This window comes from Pseudomonas sp. A6, from assembly GCF_052367875.1.
GTDB lineage: Bacteria > Pseudomonadota > Gammaproteobacteria > Pseudomonadales > Pseudomonadaceae > Pseudomonas > Pseudomonas citronellolis.
Genome location: NZ_CP198970.1, coordinates 2320042 through 2341836 on the forward strand (window position 1 = coordinate 2320042; position 21795 = coordinate 2341836).

The following is a 21795-nucleotide window of genomic DNA, read 5'->3' on the forward strand; positions in this document are numbered from 1 at the left end:
AATTTCAATTTATGAAATTCGGGTTTTCATGGATATCTCCCCGAATCGCCGCTGACAAGTGCCGCTTCAAGGCTTTTAAAGCGTTTCCCGCCGCGTGGAATGAACCGCTCTGGAATCGATGAACAAACGATTCACCGGATAATCCGGGCCGGCCGCGGATTCTGATATCCGGAACAACCCGCACTTCGCGGTTGTGCGTTCCATTGAATGGGATAAGTATGAATTGAAACCTGATTTCATTTATTGAAATGAAATGGATCGACGCCCGAGCCGGCGATAGAACAAGAGGAAAGCGGTATGCCCATCGATGCCGAGAAGTTGCTCAGTTATTCGATACCCAGCGTCCGTCAGTCGCTGACGCGCCGGGAAACCGCTTTCTACGCATTGTCCGTCGGGCTCGGGCAGGACCCGCGGGACGAGCGGCAACTGCGCTACGTGGACTACTCCCGCGATCTGCTGGCGCTGCCGTCGATGGCGCTGGTCCTGGCCCACCCGGGCTTCTGGCTGGCCGATCCGCGCTCGGGCGTCGACCCCACCCAGGTGGTCCACGGCGAGCAGGAGCTGACGCTGCATGCGCCGCTGCCGGTCGAGGGGGCGCTGCTCAGCGAAACCTCGATCGTGGGCCTGGTCGACAAGGGCGAGGGCCAGGGCGCGCTGCTGTATACCCGCAAGCGCCTGACCGATGTCGGCAACGGCCGGCTGGTGGCTTCCACGCTCAATACCACCTTCATTCGCGGCGGCGGCGGATTCGGCGGTTCGGCCACGCCCATCGGCACCAGCAGGCCGCGGCCCGAAGGCACGCCGGACTTCGTCGTGGACCTGCCGACCCGCCCGGAGCAGGCCCTCTATTACCGGATGAACGGCGACGACAACCCGTTGCATGCCGACCCGGCGGTGGCCGCCCGGGCCGGCTTCCCGGGCCCCATCCTGCATGGCCTGTGCACCTTCGGCGTGGTCTGCCATGCGTTGCTCAAGAGCCTTGCCGACTACCAGGCGCAGCAGCTGAAGACCATGGCGCTGCGCTTCTCCGCGCCGGTGTATCCCGGGGAGACCATCCGCTGCGAAATCTGGCGCGACGGCAGCTTCCAGGCGCGGGTCGTCGAGCGCGATGTGCTCGTGGTCGGCAATGGCCGGGTGGAGTTGGCGGGAGCGTCCTGAAATTCCGCGTCGCGGAATTGTTCCGGTTTCTGGAATTTCAAGCTGGCAGACGCTCTGGCAAGGGGCTTCAGGTTTTTCGGCGCGCGGCAGCGCGAGGAGCAATAGCAGTCGTTATTCCGAAGTACGGAACGTGCGGGGCGGTCGCGTTGACGCTCCAGTAGTGCGGGAATTAAATGAAATCATAAGAACAAGAGGTTTGATCATGTCCGCAATTAAACGGTTTTATCTGCTGTTCGGTCTTTCCTTCGGCGCCCTCGCTCCGCTGTGTGGCAGTGCGGCGGAAGTCATGAAACTCGGTTTGTCGGTGCCGCTGTCCGGTGCCGGCGCGAACTGGGGTATCGGCGCCAAGTGGCTCTGTGAACAGGCCGCGGGCGACGTCGCGGCGCAGGGTGGCGTCAAGGTTGCGGGCCAGACCTATAACTTCGAATGCGTGGCCTACGACAATAAATACAACGCCGCCGACGGTGCGAAAGTTGCCCAGACGCTGCTCAGCAAAGACAGTGTCAAGTTCGTCGCGGGCAGCCTGGGCACCGCGCCGGTACGGGCGCTGCAATCCCTCTCCGAACGCCGTGGCGCGCTGATCTTCACCACGGCCTGGGGCACCAGCATCAAGGGGCCCAAGTTCCCGCTGACCTTCACCCAGATGAATACGCCCAACGAGATCGTCTATCCGCTGGTCAAGTTCGTCAAAGAGCGCAACCCGTCGATCAAGACGGTGGTGCTGATGAACCCCAACGACGCCACCGGCCAGGAAACCGAGGCCATCGCGCGCAAGGCCTGGGAAGCGGCCGGGGTGAAGGTGCTGGCCAGCGACTGGTACGAGCGCGGGACCACCGAGTTCCAGCCGGTGGCCTCGAAGATGGCGTCGCTCAAGCCCGACGCCGTCGACCTCTGCTCCAGCACGCCGGCCGATAGCGGCCAGCTGTTCAAGGAACTCAGCGGCCTGGGCTGGAACGGCGTCAAGGTGATCGAGGTGGGCACCGGCGCGGGCGGCCTGCTGGCGACCGGCGGGGAGGCGGCCAGCGGTACCTACATGGGCGCCGCGGTCGCCCTGGATTCGCCCGGCACCACCGACCTGCAGCGCCGCCTGAACGACGGCGTGAAAGCCCAGACCGGCGAATCGATCAACGCCATCCAGATCGGCTTCTACGACTCGGTCAAGGCCCTGGCCGCGGCGATGGAGAAAGCCCAGAGCGTCGAGCCGAAGGCCGTCGCCGAGGCGCTTCCGGAGATCACCTTCGACTCCTTCTACGGCAAGTCCGCGTTCGGCGGAAAGGCAACCTACGGCACGCCCCAGCAAATCCTGGTCCCGGTGATCGTCACCCAGCTGCAACAGGACAAGCTGGTCGAAGTGGGCCGCGTGCAACCCGAAGAGCTGAGCCAGCGCATCCAGTGATCGCTGCCGTCGAGGTGGTTGGAGGAGTCATGGAAACTATATTCCAGTTGTTTTTGACGACGGTGCAGATCGGCTCGGTCTATGTGCTGTTCGCCCTGGGCCTGACCATTATCTTCGGCGTGCTGAAGATCGTGAACTTCGCCCATGGCCAGTTCTTCACGATGTCCGCGCTGGTCGTCGCGGTGGTCATTCCCTGGCTCACCGCCCAGGGGCTTTCCCTGTTCGCCGCCTACGGGCTGGGCCTGCTGGCCGGCATCGCCCTGGCCACCGGCTTCGGCGTGCTGGCCTACCAGGTCGGCTTCCGCTGGTTCCAGCGGGACCTGGTCGGCTCCTTCATTCTTTCGGCAGGCCTGGTGCTGCTGTTCGAAGGGGCCTACCTGGAGATCTTCGGCGGCGCCGTGCGCTCCGTCCCGCCGCTGGTGGAAGGCACCGTCAGCATTCTGGGCGCCGGCATCAGCGCCCAGCGCCTGCTGATCTGCATCATCGCCGTGCTGCTTACCGCGGGCCTGACCTGGGCGCTGGCGAAGACGCGCTTCGGCAATGCCCTGCGCGCCGTGTCCATCGACCACGAGGCGGCCATGCTGCAGGGCATCCCCTACAAGTCGATCGCCTTCAGCGGCTTCGTCTTCGCCACCCTGATCGGCGCCGTGGCCGGCGCGCTGATCGCCCCGGTGTCGTCGGTGTCGCCGACCTTCGGCGACAGCTTCCTGATCAAGGGTTTCATCGCGGTGGTGATCGGCGGCCTGGGCAGCGTGCCCGGCGCCATCATCGGCAGCCTGCTGATCGCCGCGATAGAAGCCTTCGGCGGTTTCTACTTCGACCCCTCCAGCGCCAGCCTCGCGATTTTCGTCCTGGTGATGCTGATGCTGCTTGTTCGTCCGAACGGAGTGCTGGGCCGTGGCTAAGCAAAAATTCCTTGTCTGCTGTGTTTTCTGTGTCGCCATCGCCGTGGCCAGCCATTTCGCCGGCGACGGCTACAGCGCCAAGCTGATGGTCTGGATCGCCATCGCCGCGCTGGTCGCCTCCAGCCTGCGTTTCGTCATGCTGATCGGCGAGCTGAACTTCGCCACCGCGGCCTTCTATGGCATCGGCGCCTATACCGCCGGGGTCATGACCACCATGCTGGAGTGGCCGTTCGTCGTCGCCCTGCTGGCCGGCGGGGTGGTGGCCGCGCTGATCAGCCTGGTGTTCGGCTTCATCACCCTGCGCACCAAGGGCCCTTACTTCCTGCTGATCGGCTTCGCCTTCGCCGAAGTCATGCGGATCATCTACACCAAGTCGGAATGGCTGGGCGGGAACTCCGGGCTGGTCGGCATCTTCATGCCCGAGGGCCTGGACGCCTACACCACGCCGTTGGTGATCCTGCTGAGCGGGGGCCTGGTCGCCGCGCTCTACCTGATCGAAACCTCCAACGTCGGCAAGATCTTCACCGCCATCAAGGACAACGAAGGCGTGGCCCGCTCGGTGGGCATCCGCGTGCACCTGAGCAAGGTGGCCTGCTTCGTCATCGCCTCCTTCGCGGTGGGTGTCGCCGGCTCGCTGCATGCCTTCACCAACAACGTGATCAGCCCCGGCGACTTCGGCTTCCTGCTCTCGACCTTCGCCCTGGCCTACCTGAAGGTCGGCGGCGAGCAGCACCCGCTCGGCCCGATCCTCGGCGCGGCGCTGCTCATATCGCTCAATGCCCTGGCGCTGGACAGCGGCCTCAACGAGCACATCTTCTACGGCGCCTCCATCGTCATCGCGATGCTGCTGCTGCCCAAGGGCGTGGCCGGCCTCGTCGGCCGCGCGCTGTCGTGCCGCCCGCGGGCGTCCCGCGCCAGCGTCGTCGCCCGGAGGGCCCAATGATGAACGCCGCCACCCAGTCCATTCTCGCCACCCGCGACATCAGCCGCTCGTTCGGCGGCGTCAAGGCCGTGGCCGACCTCAGCTTCGACATCCGCCGCAACGAGGTGCTGGGGCTCATCGGCCCCAACGGCGCCGGCAAGAGCACCACCTTCAACCTGATCAGCGGCTTCTACAAGCCCTCGAGCGGGCGGTTGGAGGTGGACGGCAACGACGTCACCGGCGTCTCGCCCGAGTCGATCAGCCGGATGGGCATCACCCGCACCTTCCAGCACGGCAGCATCCTGCCGAGCATGAGTGTGCTGGACAACATCCTCATCGGCGCCATCGGCGCGCTGCCGCTGCTGGCCAGCCGCGCCCAGCGCGCCCGGGCGCTCGACACCGCCGAAATCCTCGGGCTGACGGGGTGCCTGGCGTCCGCCGCCGGCACCTTGCCGCACGGCATCCAGCGCCTGGTGAGCATCGCCATCGCCTTCGCCACCCGCCCGCGGCTGCTGTGCCTGGACGAGCCGCTGACCGGCCTGAACCAGACGGAAGTGGAGTCCACCCTCGAAGTCTTCCGCCGCATCCGCCGCGAGTTCGGCAGCTCCATCCTGCTGGTGGAGCACAACATGAAGGCAGTGATGCAGATCTGCGATCGCATCGTCGTGCTGCACCATGGCCAGATGCTCGCCACCGGCACGCCCGGGGAGATCAGGCAGAACCCCCGTGTGATCTCCGCCTACCTGGGAGGTGTGCAATGAACAGCGCCGTCGAGTATTCGCTGCAGGTCGAGCACCTGGTCGCCAGCTACGGCAAGGTGCCCGCGCTGCGCGGGGTGAGCATGGGCGTGGCGCGCGGCCAGGTGGTGACGCTGATCGGCGCCAACGGCGCGGGCAAGTCGACGCTGATGAAGTGCATCAGCGGCCTGCTCAAGAGCGACGCGGGCGAGGTCCGGCTCAATGGCGAAGCGGTCGCCAACCGCCAGCCCGACGAATTGCTGCGCCGCGGCCTGAGCCTGGTGCCCGAGGGCCGCCGCCTGTTCGGCAGCATGACGGTGCTGGAGAACCTGATGCTCGGCGCCTATTGCCGCAAGGACCGCTCGCAGGTCGAGGCGGACCTGGAGCAGTGCCTGGAATTCATTCCCGACCTGCGCCCGCGCCTGCCCAGCCAGGCCGGCTCGCTCAGCGGCGGGCAGCAGCAGATGGTCGCGGTCGCCCGGGCGCTGATGAGCAAGCCCAGGCTGCTGTTGCTGGACGAGCCGACCATCGGTCTTGCGCCCGCCGTCGTCGAGCAGATCGCCCAGGTGATCGGCCGGATCCGCGATACCGGCGTCGACGTGCTGCTGGTCGAGCAGAACGCGGAAACCGCCCTGCGCATCGCCGACTATGCCTATGTGATGGAGGGCGGCGAAATCGTTTCCCAGGGTGTGGCGGCGGAACTGGCGCAGAACGAAGACGTGCAAAGGGCATACATGGGTATGTGAGGGGCCCTGGCCGCCCCTCTGGCTTCTGATCTGGTTGGACATGGGAAGTAAGATGAAAAGCAACTCGCTCACTGAATGGCAACCCAGCGCCGATGACCTCGCCACCGCCAACGTGGTGGAACTCATGCGCCTGCTGGGAACGGATGACTATGACGAGTTCTACGCTCGTTCCATCCAGGACCCCGACCGCTACTGGCGCATGGTGATGCAGTATTGCGGCATTGCCTGGGAGCAGCCGTTCGACGCCTACCTCGACGACTCCCGGGGGCCGGAATTCCCCAACTGGTTCCCCGGCGGCCGGCTCAACTGGGTGCAGAGCATCCTCGGCAAGGCGGACGATGCGAGCCTGGCGGCGCAGGCCGCGGTGATCGCCGAGAGCGAGACCGGCCCGGCGCGGCGCGCCACCTACGCGGAGCTGTCGGCGATGGTCAGGGCCTTCGCCGCCGGGCTCGAGGCCAGCGGCCTGAAGCGTGGCGACCGCATCGGCCTGCTGATGTCCAACGGCCTGGAAGCGACCGTTTCGCTGCTGGCCATCGCCTATGTCGGCGCGGTCGCCGTGCCGCTGTTCAGCGGCTTCGGCGTGGATGCCATCCGCTCGCGGCTGTCCGCCTGCTCGGCCAAGGCGCTGATCGCCAGCGCGGGCTTCCATCGCCGCGGCAAGTGGGTCGACATACTCGGCCTGATAAAGACCGCCCGGGAAGAACTTCCGAGCATCGAGACGCTGATCGTCCACACGCCCGAAGGGGCGCCGGGGCAGGGCGGCGACGGCCTTTCCTGGGCCGCGGTGGCGCAGGCCGGGGTCGGCCGCGAGCGCCCGGCGGCCAGCATGGCGGCGAACGATCCGTTCATGATCGTCTACACCTCCGGCACCACCGGCAAGCCCAAGGGCACCGTGCACGTGCACGGCGGCTTCGCCCTGAAGATCGCCCACGATTCGGCGGTGCATTTCAACGTGAAGCCGGGCGACGTGTTCTGCTGGCCTGCCGACATGGGCTGGATCGCCGGCGCGCTGGTGCTGTGCAGCGCGTTGATGCGCGGCGCCACCCTGGTCTGCTACGACGGCGCGCCGGACTTCCCGGACTGGTCGCGGATGGGCGGGCTGATCGAGCGCCACCGGGTGACCCACTTCGGTTCGGCGCCGACGCTGATCCGTGGCCTGGCCGCCCACGAGGCGCTTTCCTGCCAGGCCGATTTCTCTTCGCTGAAGCTGCTGATCACTGCCGGCGAGGGGATCGACCCGGAGCACTTCTGCTGGTTCCAGCAGCATTTCGGCGCCGGCCGCTGCCCGGTCATCAACTACACCGGCGGCACCGAGGTGTCCGGCGCGCTGCTGTCCAGCGTGATCATCCGGCCGATCAGCCCCGCGGGGTTCAACACCGCGTCCCCCGGCGTCGCGGTCTGCGTGGTGGACAACGACGGCCGCGACGTGAGCGGCGAACCCGGCGAGCTGGCCATCCGCCGTCCGTTCGTGGGCATGACCCAGTCCTTCTGGCAGGACGACGAGCGTTACCTGGAGTCCTACTGGCGGACCATCCCCGGCCTCTGGGTCCACGGCGACCTGGCGCTGCGCGAGAACGGCAGCTACTTCATGCTGGGCCGCTCGGACGACACCATCAAGCTGGCGGGCAAGCGCGTGGGGCCGGCGGAGATCGAAGAGGTGCTGCTGGAAATCCCGCAGATCAGCGAAGCGGCCGCGGTGGGCGTCAAGGACCCGACCAAGGGCCAGAAGCTGGTGGTGTTCCTGGTGGCCCCCGGCGTCGAGGACGGCGACGCCGACCTGCTCAAGCGCATCGCGGCGCACGTCGAGGCGCGCATGGGCAAGCCTTTCGTGCCGGCCCGCGCCCTCTTCGTGACGCAGCTGCCCAAGACCCGCAGCTCCAAGGTCATGCGCCGGGTCATCCGCAACCTCTGCAACGACCTGCCGCTGGGCGACATGTCGTCGCTGGACAACCCCGCTGCGCTGGATGTGATCCGGCAGGCGCTGCAGCGCTGAATTCCCATAGGCACACGACATGAATCTCGAACTCAAAGGCAAGACAGTGATGATCACCGGGGCCTCGCAGGGCATCGGTGAAGGCCTGGCGGTGGCGTTCGCCCGCGAGGGCAGCGACCTGAAGCTGGTCGCCCGCGATGAAGGCCGCCTGGCCGCGTTGGCCGGCTCCGTGCGGGAACGCTTCGGCGTAAACGTCGAGGTACTGCCGCTGGACATGTCGCTGCCCGGCGCCATCGCCGAGGTGGCGCGTTTCGGCCAGGACATCGACGTGCTGGTGAACAACGCCGGCAGCATCCCGGCGGGGAACCTCTGGGACGTGGACGAGGAACGCTGGCGGCAGGGCTGGGAGCTGAAAGTGTTCGGCTACATCAACCTGACCCGCCTGGTCTACGCCGCGATGCGCGAGCGCCGCGGCGGGGTGATCCTCAACAACATCGGCAGCGGCGGCGAAATGTTCGACTTCGACTACATCGCCGGCACCACCGGCAACGCGGCGCTGATGGCCTTCACCCGGGCCCTGGGCGGGCGCAGCCTGGACGACGGGATCCGCGTCGTCGGGGTGAACCCGGGGCCGGTGGACACGCCGCGCATCCGTCGCCTGCTGGAAGCCGGGACCAGCGAAGGCGCGGACGAGGCGGAGGCCTTCAAGCGCTACCCGCTCGGCCGCCCCGCGACGGTGGACGAAGTGGCCGACCTGTTCGTCTTCCTCGCCTCTGCCCGCTCGTCCTACACCAGCGGCGCGGTGGTGACCCTCGACGGCGGCTTGGTTTCCAACCGCTCCATCAGCGGCGGACGCTGAGCACAACGGAGATTACAGCGATGTCCGAAACAGTTTCCTATGCAGCCGACTACCAGCGCCTGACCTTCGACCGCCCGGCGCCGCGGGTGCTGCGCATCACCATCAACCGTCCCGAGCGGCTCAATGCCCTGGACGCCATCGGCCACGCCGAGATCGCCAGGGTCTGGCGCGACGTGGAGGCCGACGACTCGGTCAATGCCGTGATCATCCGCGGCGACGGCAAGGCGTTTTCCGCCGGCGGCGACTTCGAGGTCGTCGAGCAGATGATCGACGACTTCGAGTACCGCTGCCGCATGTGGAAGGAGTCCAAGGACCTCGTCTACAACATCATCAACTGCAACAAGCCGATCGTCTCGGCGATCCACGGCCCCGCCGTGGGCGCGGGCCTGGTCGCCGCGCTGCTGGCCGACATCTCGATCGCCGCCAGGAGCGCCAAGCTGGTGGATGGCCACACCCGGCTGGGGGTCGCCGCGGGCGACCACGCGGCCATCATCTGGCCCCTGCTGTGCGGCATGGCCAAGGCCAAGTACCACCTGCTGCTGTGCGAGCCGCTCAGTGGCGAGCAGGCCGAGCGCCTGGGCCTGGTGTCGCTGTGCGTGGAGGACGACGAGCTGCAGGACAAGGCCCTCGACGTGGCCACGCGCCTGGCCAGCGGCGCGCAGTCGGCGATCCGCTGGACGAAGTACTCGCTGAACAACTGGCTGCGCCAGGCCGGCCCCATCTTCGACGCCTCGCTCGCCCTGGAAATGCTGGGCTTCGGCGGCGCCGAAGTGAAGGAGGGCGTGGCCTCCCATCGGCAGAAGCGCGCGCCGAAGTTCCCGGACGATACCCAGGTGTAGGAGAGGAGCATGACCCGGGCCGAAAGTACCTCAGCCGAGCTGCAGCGGAGCCAGACCCTGGAGTTTCCGGAGCTTCCCGCCGCCCGCTCGGGGCTGGTCATGCCCTTGCTGCGCGCGCTGGAGGTGCTGTCCGCCTTCAGCGCCCACGACCAATGGCTGGGCAACAAGGACATCGCCGACCGGACGGGGCTTCCGGCCTCCACGGTCAATCGCTTCCTGCGCAGCCTGGTCGCCCTGGGCTACGTCGGCTACTGCAAGGAGCGCCGGCAATACCGCCTGGCCGCCCCGGTCCTTTCGCTGGGCTACTCCGCCACCTTCCACTCGGACGTGCAGCGCCTGGTGCGCCAGGACCTGATCCGCTTCGCCTGCACGCACAACGTGACCGTGCTGCTGGCCATGCGCGATCGCCTGGACCTGGTGGCGCTGGAGAGCTGCACGGGCACCGGCAGCTTCCGCCGCTCGGGCCTGAACGTCGGCACGCGCATCGCCATCTCGTCCTCGCAGATGGGCCACACGCTCCTGGCCTCGCTGCCGGCCCTGGAGCGCGCCTACCTGCTGGAGAACATCGCCAGGCGCATGCCCGCGCAGTGGGAGGGGCTGGAGCCGCACCTGACCGAGTCGATCAACCAGTTCCGGACCATGGGCTTCTGCTATTCGCTGAGCAAGCTCGACCGCGACCTGGGCGTGGTCTCGGTGCCGATGAACGTCGCCGGCAAGGGCCTGTTCGTGCTGGCCTGCATCGGCTCGCTGGCGCACATGAGCAAGGCCCGCGTCTCGCGCGAGCTGGGGCCGCAGCTGGCGTCGCTGGCGAGCCAGTTCAAGCACTCGCTGGACGCCTCCGCCGCCAGCCACTACAGGGAGGAGCCCGAGCATGGCCATTGACGAGCACGGCGATGCGCTCTTGACCGTCGAGCGCGGCCTGCAGGTCCTCCGGGCGTTCCGCGGCGAGCGCACGCCCCTGTCCAACGCCGAGATCGTGGCGCGCACCGGCCTGCCGAAATCGACGGTGTCGCGCCTGACCACGACGCTCATGTTCGTCGGCTTCCTGCGCCACGCGGTGGGCGGGCGCCAGTTCGAGCTGGGGGCCGGTTCGCTGGGGATCGGCCACGCCTACCTGGAGTCGAGCCCCCTGGTGCGCCTGGCGCAACCCTTCATGCAGGAACTGGCCGACGAGCTGAACGTGTCGGTGGCGCTGGCCGTTCGCGACGACCTGGAAATGCTCTATGTGACCTACTGCTCGAGCCGGTCCATCGCCACGCTGCGCCTGGGCGTGGGCTCGATGCTGCCGATGGAGTCCACCGCCATCGGCCGCGCCTACCTGTGGGGGCTCGGCAAGGCGGAGCGCGCGCAGCTCTTCGGCGAGATGAAACGGCGTTTCGGCGAGCGCTACCCGCAGGTCCTGGCGGGCATCCAGGGCAGCTTCGAGGAACTGCAGAACAGCGGTACCTGCCTGGTCAAGGGCGGCTACCAGCGCGACACCTACGGCATCGGCGTGCCGGTGCGGATCGGCCGCGCCGCGACCGTGATGGGGCTGAACTGCGGCGCCGCCGTGGTGGGCGCGGACTTCGACAAGGTCCGCAGTGTCATCGGCGAGCGGCTCAAGGACGCCGCCCCGGAACTGGAACGCATCCTCCGCGACCTCGAAGGGCCGTTCTAGTGAACAAGAATCCTCCGTTTGAACAAGTGAAAAGGCGAACCATGGCGAAGGTGCTAGAGAATATTCGGGTCCTGGATTTCGGGCGGTTCATCGCCGGGCCGTTCTGCGGCGCGCTGCTGGCGGACCTGGGGGCCGACGTCATCCGTATCGACCGGCTGGGCGGCAGCGAGGACCGCTTCGTCATGCCGGTCACCGGGCAGGGCGATGGCGCGGTGTTTCTGCAATCCAACCGCAACAAGCGCTCCATCACCCTGGAGCTGGCCAGCGAGGAGGGGCGCAGGATCGTCCGGCGCCTGGTGGAGTCGGCGGACATCGTCATCGCCAACATGCCCGGCGCGACGCTGGTCAACCTCGGGCTGGACTACGAGACGCTCAAGGCGATCAAGCCCGACATCATCCTGGTGGCGCCCTCGGCGTTCGGCGACAGCGAACTGCTGCGCGACAAGATCGGCTTCGATGGCGTCGGCCAGGCCATGAGCGGCGGCGTCTACCTGTCCGGCTTCCCCGGCCAGCCGATCAAGTCGATGGTGCCCGTGGTGGACTACGCCACGGCCATCTCCTGCGCGCTGGGCGCCGTCGCCGCCCTCTACGAGCGCAACAAGAGCGGCCAGGGACAGAAGGTTGAGGCCTCGCTGCTGCAGACCGCGCTGAATTTCTCCAGCGGCTACCTCATCGAGGAACAGCTGCTGAAGCTGGAGCGCCAGGCCACCGCCAACCGCAGCCAGAGCTACGGCCCCTCGGACATCTTCGAGACCCGCGACGGCTGGATCATCGTGCAGGTCATCGGCCCGGCCATGTTCAAGCGCTGGACACGGATCGTCGGCTGCCCGGAACTGCTGGACGACCCGCGCTTCGCCGACGACGAACTCAGGGGGCGCAACGGCGAGGAGCTTTCCCGGCGCATGGCCCAGTGGTGCTCCCAACGCACGCGGGAGCAGGCGTTGCAGGATCTCGGCCAGGCCAAGATTCCGGCCGGGCCGGTCTATTCCCCGGCGCAGGTGAATGCCGACCAGGCGATTGCCGACAGCGGCGCCTACGTCTGGCTGGAACATCCGCACCTGGATTCGGGGGCGCCCTACATAGCCCCGCCGGTGAATCTTTCCCGAACGCCCCTGCAAATCCAGAAACATGCTCCATTGGTTGGAGAACATACCCTGGAAGTTCTGCAGGAATATGGTTTCGACCCTGCCCAGATAAAGGAGTGGCAACTTAAAAAGGTGATCTGACGACGACCTGCCCAGAGTATCCACTTCCAGTAATTTAGATCTATCACCATTTAAAACGCGCTGACGATAAGTTCTGGCGTCGGCTTTTCTCGACCCCAAAAACAATAAAATGAGGGTGGTGGTATGTGTAGTTCGAAACGCACGTTGTATATAACTGTCCCGCTTCTTGGCGTACTCGCCTCGATGCACGCCAGGGCGGATTTCATCGGTGACAGCAAACTCAACCTCGGGCTGAGGAACTTCTATTTCAACGGTGACTATCGCGACGGCAGCAACGCGCCGTCCAAGACCGAGGAATGGGCCCAGGGCTTCAAGCTGGACTACCAGTCGGGCTTCACCGAGGGCACCATCGGCCTGGGGGTGGACGCCCTGGGCCTGCTGGGGGTGACGCTCGACAGCGGCAAGGGGCGCCATCCGGGCAGTACCCTGATCCCCTCCGACGGCGAGGGCGCCGTGGACAACTGGAGCCGCTTCGGCATGACCCTGAAGATGCGCGCCTCCAGGACCGAGGCGCGGGTCGGCACCTTGCTGCCCAAGCTGCCAGTGGTCGACGCCAACGACGCCCGCCTGCTGCCGCAGACCTTCCAGGGCGGGATGGTGACCTCCAGCGAGATCGACGGCCTGACCCTGGTCGGCGGCAAGCTCGAGAGCACCACCGGCCGCGGCTCCAGCGACCGGACCGGGCTGTCGGTGCGGGGCGGCAAGGAGGAGAGCAACGAGTTCTACTTCGCCGGCGCGGACTACCAGCTGAGGAAGAACCTGCTGGTGCAGTACTACCAGGCCTCGCTGGAGGACTACTACCGCCAGCATTTCGTCGGCGCGGTGCACACCCTGAGCCTGGGCAACGACCAGTTCCTGAAGACCGACCTGCGCTACTTCAAGACCAACTCCCAGGGCGCCAACGCCTCGGGCAAGGCCGGCTACCAGGTCAGCGGCTACACCAGCGGCGGCGACGGCGAGATCGACAACGACACCTGGAGCGCGACCTTCATCTACTCGGTCCACGGCCACTCGTTCCTGCTGGGCTACCAGAAGGTTTCCGACGACAGCCCCTTCGTGCAGCTGAACTCCGGCAGCGTGCCCGACGCCGGCGCCGGCGGTGTCAACGTCTACCTGTACACCAACCGCCTCATCACCAACTTCACCGCCGCGGGCGAGGCCACCAGCTACGCGCAATACGGCTATGACTTCGCCGGTGTCGGCATCCCCGGCCTGACCGCCTCGGCGATGTACCTGCGGGGCCGCGACATCGAGGCCGTCGGCGGCGGCGATCAGACTGAGTGGGAGCGCGACTTCAACGTCAACTACGTCATCCAGAGCGGGCCGTTGAAGGGCCTCGGCGTCACCTGGTGGAACGCCTCCATGCGCAGCGACATCCAGCGCAACGAGGACCAGAACCGCCTGATCTTCAACTACACCATCCCGTTGTTCTGAGCCCAGGGGTAGGCCGGGTTCAGGCCTTGGCGTCATCGATGCCTGAACTTGCCCGGGCCCGGTTCAACCGAAAGATTCCAAAGAACGGAACGTCCGGCCTGGTTGCGTTGACGCTGCGGCAGGCCGAACTTCTAATGAATTCAAATAAAAACATCATGCGGTAACCGCCATGAAGAAGATCAATAAGAAAGTTGTTTCGCTTGCCTGCTCTTTATTCATAGGTATTTCATCGGTTTCCTCTCAGGCCAGTGCCGATGAAGTTATAAAACTCGGCATGTCGCTGATTCTTTCGGGCTCTGCCGGTAATTGGGGCATAGGTTCGAAATGGCTGTGCGACGAAGCGGCCAAGGAAGTCGCGGCCGCCGGTGGCGTGAAGGTTTCCGGGCACGTCTACAACTTCCAGTGCGTGGCCTACGACAACAAGTACAACGCCGCCGATGGCGCGAAGGTCGCCCAGACCTTGCTGAGCAAGGACAACGTCAAGTACGTGGTGGCCGCCCATGGCACCGCCACCGCCCGCGCCCTGCAGTCGCTTTCCGAGCGGCGCGGCGTGCTGATGTTCACCTCCGCCTGGGGCGAGAGCCTGAAGGGGCCGAAGTACCCGCTGACCTTCACGCTGAACAACGGCCCCCGCGAAATCGTCGCGCCGCTGGTCCGCTACGTCAAAAGCGCCAACCCGCAGATCAGGACGGTGGTCCTGCTCAACCCCAACGACGCCAGCGGCAAGGAAGTCGAGGCGGTCACCCGGCAAGCCTGGGAAGCCGCCGGGGTGAAGGTGATCGCCAGCGACTGGTTCGAGCGCGGCATCTCGGAGTTCCAGCCGGTCGCCGCCAAGCTGGCCGCGCTCAAGCCGGACGTCGTCGACCTCTGCGCCAGCCCCGCCGCGGACAGCGGCCGGGTGTTCAAGGAGCTGGCCGCGCTCGGCTGGAACGGCGTCAAGGTCAACCAGATCGGCACCAGCGCCGCCGGCCTGCTGGTCACCGGCCAGGGCGCGGTGGAGAACCTGTACATGGGCTTCGCCACGCCCCAGGGCGGCGCCATCGACAAGCACCGGGCCTACCTGAACGAGGGCGTCAGGGCGCTGACCGGCGAGGACGTCAACCCGATCCAGATCGCCTCCTACGACGGCGTGAAGGCGCTGGCCGCCGCCATGCAGAAGGCCCAGAGCATCGAGCCCGGCGCCGTCGCCGCGGCCCTGCCCAAGGTCACCTTCGACTCCTTCTACGGCCCTGCCGCCTTCGGTGGCGCCACCACCTACGGAACGCCGCAGCAGATCCTGATTCCGGCCATCGTTGCCCAGCTCAAGGGCAACCAGCTGGTGGAAATCGAGCGGATCCAGCCGCAGGAGCTGTCGGCCAGGCTGGCCGACTGACGAGGAACGGGCGCTTCGCTCCCGCCGGCGCCCCGTGCCCGGCGGGGGCGGATGCCCAGCGCCAGCGCTGGCTGGCTATCGATTCACCGAGATGGGAAGAGCACTGCCATGACTGAGAAAACGGTTCGCATCGTCGATGCGGTGGTAATCGGGGCCGGCATGTCCGGCCTCTACATGACCAAGAAGCTGGTCGACATGGGCCTGGACGTCCAGGGCTTCGAGGCCGGCGACAACGTCGGCGGGACCTGGTACTGGAACCGCTACCCCGGCGCCAGGGTCGACCTGGAGAGCTTCGACTACTCCTTCTCGTTCTCCGAGGAGTTGCAGCAGGAGTGGAACTGGAGCGAGCGCTACGCGGCCCAGCCGGAGATTCTCAGCTACCTGAACCATGTCGCCGATCGCTTCGAACTGCGCCGCCATTTCCAGTTCCAGACCCGCGTGACGGCCGCGACCTACGAGGAAAAGCAGGCGCTCTGGGGCGTGCATACCGACCGCGGCGAAACCCTCAAGGCGCGCTACCTCATCAGCGGCGTCGGCGTGCTGTCCGAGCCGAAGGCCCCCGAGCTGGAAGGGCTGTCCAGCTTCAAGGGCGCCACCTACCACACCGGGCGCTGGCCCCACGAGGGCGTGGACTTCACCGGCAAGCGCGTGGCGGTGTTCGGCACCGGCTCCTCGGGCATCCAGGTCATTCCCATCGTGGCCCGCCAGGCCGCGCACCTGAGCGTGTTCCAGCGCACCCCGGTGTATTGCGTGCCCACCGACAACTACAAGCTGACCGACGAACTCCGCGACCAGGTCAAGCAGAGCTACGCCGCGCGCCGCCAGAAGTCCCGCTACACCCGCTACGGCATCCCGGTGGACTTCCCCAGCACCAAGGCCTTCGACGTCAGCGCCGAGGAGCGCGAGAAGAAGTACGAGCAGGCCTGGGGCGAGATGGGCCACCTGCTGGCCTTCCGCATGACCTACGCCGACATCCTCGCCGACGAGGCGGCCAACAAGACGGTGGCGGACTTCTTCGCGCGCAAGATCCGCGGGATCGTCAAGGACCCGGCCATCGCCGAGAAGCTGATCCCCACCAGCTACCCCTTCGGCACCAAGCGCCCGTGCCTGGGCATCGCCTACTACGAGACCTTCAACCGCGACAACGTGTCCCTGGTGGACCTGCGGGAGACGCCGGTGGAGCGCGTGACCGAGACCGGCATCCTCACCCGCGACGGCGTGCACCACGAATTCGACGCCATGGTCTTCGCCACCGGCTACGACGCCCTCACCGGCGCGATCCTGCGCGTGGACCTGACCGGCCGCAACGGCCGCAAGCTGCAGGACAAGTGGCGGGACGGCCCGCGGGCGCTGCTGGGCATCAGCACCAGCGAGTTCCCCAACTTCTTCATGATCACCGGCCCCCTGAGCCCCGGCCCGCTGAACAACATGGCGGTGTCCATCGAGCAGCACGTGGAATGGGTGACCGACTGCATCGCCTACATGCGCCGCAACGGCCTGGCCTCCATCGAGGCCGACCAGGCCGCGGAAGAGCACTGGTTCGAGCACGTGCAGGAGGTGGTGAGCAACACCCTCTACCTCAAGGCCAACTCCTGGTACCTGGGCGCCAACGTGCCCGGCAAGCCCCGGGTGTTCATCCCCTACCTGGGGGGCGCCGGCGGCTATCGGGAGAAGTGCGACGAGGTGGCGAACGACGGCTATCGCGGCTTCATCTTCCAGCGCCTCGAAACCCCCGCGGCCAAGGCCGGAACCGAGCTGGCGTGATGCGCCCTGCCGGCCGCGGCCAAGGCGGCCGGCATCTGTGACGACAAGGGAACAGCAATGACTGATGCGATCCAGCAACTGATCGACAAATCCATCATCCATGACGTGGTGATGCGCTACGCGCGCTCGGTCGACCGCCGCGACTGGGAGAGCGCCCGCGCGGCCTTCTTCGAGGACGCCACCGACCACCACGGCGACTTCTTCGGCAGCCGCGAGCAGTTCATCGACTGGGTGAGCGGCAACCATTCCGGCGTGCCCAAGTCCACGCACCTGCTGGGCAACTGCCTGATCGAGTTCGGCGACCAGAACCTGGCGGTGGTGGAGACCTATTTCTTCGCGGTGCTGGAGCTCAGCGCCAGCTCCGAAGGACACCGCAAGATGTTCTTCGGCGACGACGCCGACGCCTCGGCCAGCGGCCGCGTCCGCATGGACGTGCTGGGCCGCTACGTCGACCGTTTCGAGAAGCGCGACGGCCAGTGGCGCATCGCCAAGCGGGTGACCGTGTTCGACTCCACCCATGCCCGGCCCAACGTCGGCACGGTGGACGACCATCCCAAGTGGGCGCTGGGCAAGCGCGACGCCGGTGATCCGCTGTTCGCGATCCGCCGCGCCGCCGGCCTGGGCGATTGACCATGGGTTCGTTCGCCCCGCGCGGTGGCGGGGCGGGCATCAGCTTGAAGGAGAAAGACAATGGGTAGGTTGGCTGGCAAGGTGGCCTTCGTCACCGGCGCGGCGGGTGGCATCGGCTCGGAGATCTGCAGGCGTTTCGTGCAGGAGGGCGCCTGCGTACTGGCGGCGGACATCTCGCGGGACGCGCTGGAGGGCGTCATCGCCTCCTGCGCGGATCGCGGGCGCATCGTGGCCGGCGTGGTGGATGTCACCCGCAGCGAAAGCGTGGTGGCCGGCATCGAGCTGGCGGTGAAGTCCTTCGGCAAGCTGGACATCCTGTGCAATGTCGCCGGCGGCTCCACGCCCCACGACAGCCGCGTCACCGAGGCCCCCGAGGAAGAGTTCTGGCGGGCGATCAGCCTGGACCTGTTCGGCACCTTCGTCTGCTGCAAGCACGGCATTCCCAGGCTGATCGAAGCCGGCGGCGGCTCGGTCATCAACTTCTCGTCGATGGTCGCGCTGATGTCGCTGCCCGAGCGCGATTGCTATACGGCGGCCAAGGGCGGCGTGTCGGCGATCACCCGTTCGATGGCGCACGAATACGCCGCCGACAAGGTGCGGGTGAACGCCATCGCCCCGGGCCTGACCCTCTCGGAGCGCACCCGCGGGCTGATCGACCAGCGCGAGGAACTGAAGAAACTCGCCGACCAGTGCCTGCTGGGCGTCTGCGAGCCCATCGACATGGCGGAGATGGCGGTGTTCCTCGGCGCCGACGAGTCCCGGCGCGTCACCGGGCAGATACTGCCGGTCGACAGCGGCGTGACGATCTACTGAATCAGCGGGGCAGGGCAGCGGCCCGCGCCCCTTTTCCACGCATCGCTCGCCCTCGGCGAGCCTGCAGGAGCGAGAAAACTTATGTCGAAACGAATCGATCTGGGGTGGATAGGCCTGGGCCAGATGGGCGCGCCCATGGCCGAGCGCCTGCTGGGTGAGGACGTCACCCTGCATGTCTTCGACCGCAACGCGCAGGTCCTGGACGCGTTCTCGCGCAAGGGCGCGGTCGTCCATGGCTCCCCGCGCGAGGTGGCCGACGCCGCGGAAATCGTCTTCGCCTGCCTGCCCAGCCCGGCCATCAGCAAGAGCGTCGCGCTGGACGAGGGCGGGGTGATCTTCGGCGAGCGGGTGCGGCTGTACGTCGAAACCTCGACCATCGGCCGCGACTGCATCCAGGCCATCGCCGCGGGCCTTGCGGCGAAGAACATCGCCCTGGTGGACGGGCCCATCAGCGGCGGCGCCCCCGCGGCCCGCGAGGGCCGGCTGACGATGATGGTGTCCGGCCCGCCGCCCGCGGTGGACGAAGTGCTGCCCTGGCTGGGGCGGATCGGCCGGCAGGTGACCAACCTGGGCAGCCAGGCCGGCCAGGCGCAGATCATGAAGCTGGTGAACAACCTGGTGATGGCGGCGAACATGGTCGTCGCCGCCGAGGGCCTGGCCCTGGGCAGCAAGGCCGGCCTGGACGCGGCGACCATGCTCGAGGTGCTGGCCGCCAGCACCGGCAGCAGCCGCGCGCTGACCGAGATACTGGCGCAGGCGCTGAAGCCCGGCTCCTACAGCTTCGGCGCCCATCTCTCCATCGTCGCCAAGGACGTCGCGCTCGGCGTGCACGAGGCGTCGGCCCTGGAGGTACCGGTTCCGGGGCTGGAGGCGGTCCGCGCGATCTGGGCGGCCGCCGTCGCCGACGGGCACAGCGACGAAGACTTCACCAGCATCATCCGCTTCGTGGAAAAACAGGCGGGCACCGAAGTGCGCAGCGCCTGAGGGCCGGTGGAAGGAATTGTTCGCCTTACTTCGACGGGGCTTTTTCCGGCGGAGTTTTTTCGAAGTGACTTTTCAAACGGGACTTCGCACAGCGAACTACCAAGGAGCGCAATGATGAAAATGATGGCCGGTGTCATTTCCCTGATGACGCTATATGGATGTTCTACGCCGCCGGGTGAAAGCAGGTCGGGAAGTTTCTCCGAATATACCCGGAAGTCCCCGCAGGAATATGTCACCTGCCTGGAGCCCAAGTGGCAGGCGGTGAATATATCCACATCCAAGACCAGGACGCGGAGCGGGTTTTCCCTGGAGGCTTCCGCGCCGCAGAGCGGCCCGGTGGCATTGGCGATCATCGACGCCCAGGAAAGCGGTTCCAGGGTGGAGGTCTTCCTGCCGACGGCGCAGGGCCGGGCCGAAACCTGGGGCGACCGCGCCAGAAGCTGCCTGTAGGCGCCGCACAGCGCGGCTGAAGGCCCCGAAACGATTGGAGTCTTGCTCGCTTTGAGCATCGAAGCAGTGTCCCGACTTTGGCGGGCGCTGCTTTTTTCTTGGGCGGCGGATTCCACTGTACGGAACCCTTGCCAGGGTTGCGTTGACGCTGTCGGGCGGCGGTTTTCTAATCGAATCACATAAGAAATACAAAACGGGTGATCTCGATGAATATTTATCTGCAACGCATTTATCGCCTCATTACTTGCCTGTTCATTCCCGCCGATGATGTTTTGAGGAAGCGTGCGCAGGCTGAGTCCGCGCACTTTGGCGTCGCCTTCCTCGTCCTCTAGCGCTCCTGTCGTCAATTCAATATCCGTGCGATCCGTTCGCAGGGCGGCGGAGTCGTTTTGCCGAATATTCAGTAGGGTTGTGAAACATGGTCAATTACACAAGTGAGTCGGCAGATATCGGCGAGCAAGCAGATATCGGCGAGCAATATGTCGATCATGAAGTCGCCATCATCGGCACGGGGTTCGCGGGTATCGCCATGGCGCATTACCTGGACGAGTTGGGCCTGACGGATTTCGTCCTGTTCGAGAAGGCCGACAAGGTCGGCGGCACCTGGCGCGAGAACCACTATCCCGGCGCCCGTTGCGACGTGCCCGCGGCCCTGTACTCGCTGTCGTTCGCCCCGGAGTGGAGCTGGACCTCGAACTATCCGCCGCAGCGGGAAATCCTCGCCTACATGATGCGAACCGCCGAACGCCAGGGCGTGACGCTGCGCACGCGCTTCAACACCGAAGTGCTCAAGGCCGAGTTCGACCCGGCGCGGGGCATCTGGACGCTGTACGGCGCCGACGGGGTGCTGGCTACCTGCCGCACCCTGGTTTCGGCGGTGGGCCAGCTGAACCACCCGGCCACGCCCAGGGTCGAGGGGCTGGACAGCTTCCAGGGCGCGGCTTTCCATTCCGCGCAGTGGCGCCATGACGTCGAGCTCAAGGGGCGCACCGTGGCGGTGGTCGGCACGGGGGCGAGCGCGATCCAGATCGTCCCGGCCATCGCCCCCGAGGTGGAGAAGCTGATTCTGCTGCAGCGTTCGCCGGCCTGGGTGTTCCCCAAGCCCGAGCGCGAAATCCCCCTGCAGGAGCGCCTGCACTACCGCCTCCACCCCGAGCTGCTGCAGCAGGAGCGCGAAGCCCTCTACGAGCAGTTCGAGGCCGGCTTCGACAAGTACATGGCGGACACGCCGATGAACGTCCAGGCGCGCGAGGAAGGGCGCCAGTTGATCGAGTCGCAGATCGCCGACCCCGAGCTGCGGCGCAAGGTCACGCCGGACTACCTGCCCGGCTGCAAGCGCATCCTGGCGTCGAACGACTGGTACAGCACCCTGGCGCGGGACAACGTCGAAGTGGTCACCGCCGGGCTCGAGGCCTTCCAGGGCGACGAGATCGTCGACACCGACGGCAACCGCCACAAGGCCGAGGTGGTGGTGTTCGCCACCGGCTTCCGCTCCACGGACTTCCTCTTCCCCATGGCGGTCAAGGGCCTGGACGGCGCCGACCTGCACGCCACCTGGCAAGGCGAGCCGCAGGCCTACCTCGGCATGAGCGTGCCGGGCTTCCCCAACCTGTTCCTGATGTACGGGCCCAATACCAATACGCACAACTCGATCATCGGCATGCTCGAGGCCCAGGCGAAGTACATCGCGCGCAAGGCCAAGGGCCTGCAGGCCGCCCCGGGCCGCTTCATCAGCGTGAAGCCGCAGGCCCAGGAGCGCTTCTACGCCGACATGACGCCCAGGTTTGAGCGCTTCTCCTGGAGCGGCGGCTGCCACAACTGGTATCGCACCGCCAGCGGCAAGGTGGTCAACAACTGGCCCGAGCGCACGCGCGCCTACTTCGACCTGCTGGCCCGCGAGGACGACGCCAACTACGACGCCTTCGTCGCGGCGCAGGCCCCGGCCGGCCGCTGACGGACCCAGGCCGCGA

At 66.6% G+C, this 21795-nt stretch carries 21 protein-coding genes; all 21 read left to right on the top strand.

The features are described from left to right. The first annotated feature begins 297 nt into the window (after window positions 1-297). Window positions 298-1158 (top strand): MaoC family dehydratase, encoded by an 861-nt coding sequence (locus tag ACTWJ5_RS10515; RefSeq protein ID WP_074985824.1) that lies wholly within the window; start codon window positions 298-300, stop codon window positions 1156-1158. A 202-nt stretch (window positions 1159-1360) separates the two neighbouring features. Continuing rightward, entirely contained in the window at window positions 1361-2554 is a 1194-nt protein-coding gene (locus ACTWJ5_RS10520) for an ABC transporter substrate-binding protein (RefSeq protein WP_444438425.1), read from the top strand. 29 nt (window positions 2555-2583) lie between these two features. Beyond that, window positions 2584-3459 (top strand): branched-chain amino acid ABC transporter permease, encoded by an 876-nt coding sequence (locus ACTWJ5_RS10525; RefSeq protein ID WP_074985829.1) that lies wholly within the window; start codon window positions 2584-2586, stop codon window positions 3457-3459. After that, complete coding sequence (locus ACTWJ5_RS10530; RefSeq protein WP_074985831.1) at window positions 3452-4402, top strand: branched-chain amino acid ABC transporter permease; 951 nt, start codon at window positions 3452-3454, stop codon at window positions 4400-4402. The genes ACTWJ5_RS10525 and ACTWJ5_RS10530 overlap by 8 nt, the downstream gene beginning before the upstream one ends. Beyond that, entirely contained in the window at window positions 4402-5142 is a 741-nt protein-coding gene (locus ACTWJ5_RS10535; protein WP_261746541.1) for an ABC transporter ATP-binding protein, read from the top strand. Before ACTWJ5_RS10530 ends, ACTWJ5_RS10535 begins: the two co-directional genes overlap by 1 nt. Next, the gene (locus tag ACTWJ5_RS10540) at window positions 5139-5864 is read left to right on the top strand and encodes an ABC transporter ATP-binding protein (RefSeq protein WP_074985833.1); all 726 of its coding nucleotides are present in this window, start codon (window positions 5139-5141) and stop codon (window positions 5862-5864) included. The genes ACTWJ5_RS10535 and ACTWJ5_RS10540 overlap by 4 nt, the downstream gene beginning before the upstream one ends. 52 nt (window positions 5865-5916) lie before the next feature. Further along, window positions 5917-7857: an AMP-binding protein gene (locus tag ACTWJ5_RS10545; RefSeq protein WP_074985835.1), complete on the top strand. Its 1941-nt coding sequence runs from the start codon at window positions 5917-5919 to the stop codon at window positions 7855-7857. A 19-nt stretch (window positions 7858-7876) separates the two neighbouring features. Then, a complete protein-coding gene (locus tag ACTWJ5_RS10550; protein WP_444438428.1) occupies window positions 7877-8656 on the top strand; it encodes an SDR family oxidoreductase in 780 nt (259 codons plus the stop codon). Window positions 8657-8676: 20 nt separating this feature from the next. Then, window positions 8677-9495 carry an enoyl-CoA hydratase/isomerase family protein gene (locus ACTWJ5_RS10555; RefSeq protein ID WP_074985841.1) on the top strand — a complete coding sequence of 273 codons (819 nt, stop codon included), beginning with the start codon at window positions 8677-8679 and terminating at the stop codon, window positions 9493-9495. Between the two features lie 9 nt (window positions 9496-9504). Then, window positions 9505-10377 carry an IclR family transcriptional regulator gene (locus ACTWJ5_RS10560; protein ID WP_261746538.1) on the top strand — a complete coding sequence of 291 codons (873 nt, stop codon included), beginning with the start codon at window positions 9505-9507 and terminating at the stop codon, window positions 10375-10377. After that, entirely contained in the window at window positions 10367-11152 is a 786-nt protein-coding gene (locus ACTWJ5_RS10565; protein WP_444438431.1) for an IclR family transcriptional regulator, read from the top strand. The genes ACTWJ5_RS10560 and ACTWJ5_RS10565 overlap by 11 nt, the downstream gene beginning before the upstream one ends. A 41-nt stretch (window positions 11153-11193) precedes the next feature. Next, a complete protein-coding gene (locus ACTWJ5_RS10570; protein WP_444438433.1) occupies window positions 11194-12378 on the top strand; it encodes a CaiB/BaiF CoA transferase family protein in 1185 nt (394 codons plus the stop codon). 183 nt (window positions 12379-12561) lie between these two features. Next, window positions 12562-13812, top strand: a complete 1251-nt coding sequence (locus tag ACTWJ5_RS10575) for an OprD family porin (RefSeq protein ID WP_198340158.1) — start codon at window positions 12562-12564, stop codon at window positions 13810-13812. A gap of 274 nt (window positions 13813-14086) precedes the next feature. Continuing rightward, on the top strand, window positions 14087-15184 hold the full coding sequence (locus tag ACTWJ5_RS10580; protein ID WP_444438435.1) for an ABC transporter substrate-binding protein: 1098 nt from the start codon (window positions 14087-14089) through the stop codon (window positions 15182-15184). A gap of 108 nt (window positions 15185-15292) precedes the next feature. Beyond that, a complete protein-coding gene (locus ACTWJ5_RS10585; RefSeq protein ID WP_444438437.1) occupies window positions 15293-16948 on the top strand; it encodes a flavin-containing monooxygenase in 1656 nt (551 codons plus the stop codon). 57 nt (window positions 16949-17005) lie between these two features. Beyond that, window positions 17006-17578 (top strand): nuclear transport factor 2 family protein, encoded by a 573-nt coding sequence (locus ACTWJ5_RS10590; RefSeq protein WP_301503026.1) that lies wholly within the window; start codon window positions 17006-17008, stop codon window positions 17576-17578. A 60-nt stretch (window positions 17579-17638) separates the two neighbouring features. Then, window positions 17639-18391, top strand: a complete 753-nt coding sequence (locus ACTWJ5_RS10595; RefSeq protein ID WP_301503027.1) for an SDR family NAD(P)-dependent oxidoreductase — start codon at window positions 17639-17641, stop codon at window positions 18389-18391. A gap of 81 nt (window positions 18392-18472) precedes the next feature. After that, on the top strand, window positions 18473-19375 hold the full coding sequence (locus ACTWJ5_RS10600) for an NAD(P)-dependent oxidoreductase (protein ID WP_444438439.1): 903 nt from the start codon (window positions 18473-18475) through the stop codon (window positions 19373-19375). A gap of 114 nt (window positions 19376-19489) precedes the next feature. Continuing rightward, window positions 19490-19825 (top strand): hypothetical protein, encoded by a 336-nt coding sequence (locus ACTWJ5_RS10605; protein WP_444438441.1) that lies wholly within the window; start codon window positions 19490-19492, stop codon window positions 19823-19825. A gap of 206 nt (window positions 19826-20031) precedes the next feature. Further along, window positions 20032-20157 carry a hypothetical protein gene (locus tag ACTWJ5_RS10610; protein ID WP_256514807.1) on the top strand — a complete coding sequence of 42 codons (126 nt, stop codon included), beginning with the start codon at window positions 20032-20034 and terminating at the stop codon, window positions 20155-20157. Between the two features lie 86 nt (window positions 20158-20243). Next, window positions 20244-21779 carry a flavin-containing monooxygenase gene (locus ACTWJ5_RS10615; protein ID WP_444438443.1) on the top strand — a complete coding sequence of 512 codons (1536 nt, stop codon included), beginning with the start codon at window positions 20244-20246 and terminating at the stop codon, window positions 21777-21779. Window positions 21780-21795 lie beyond the last annotated feature (16 nt).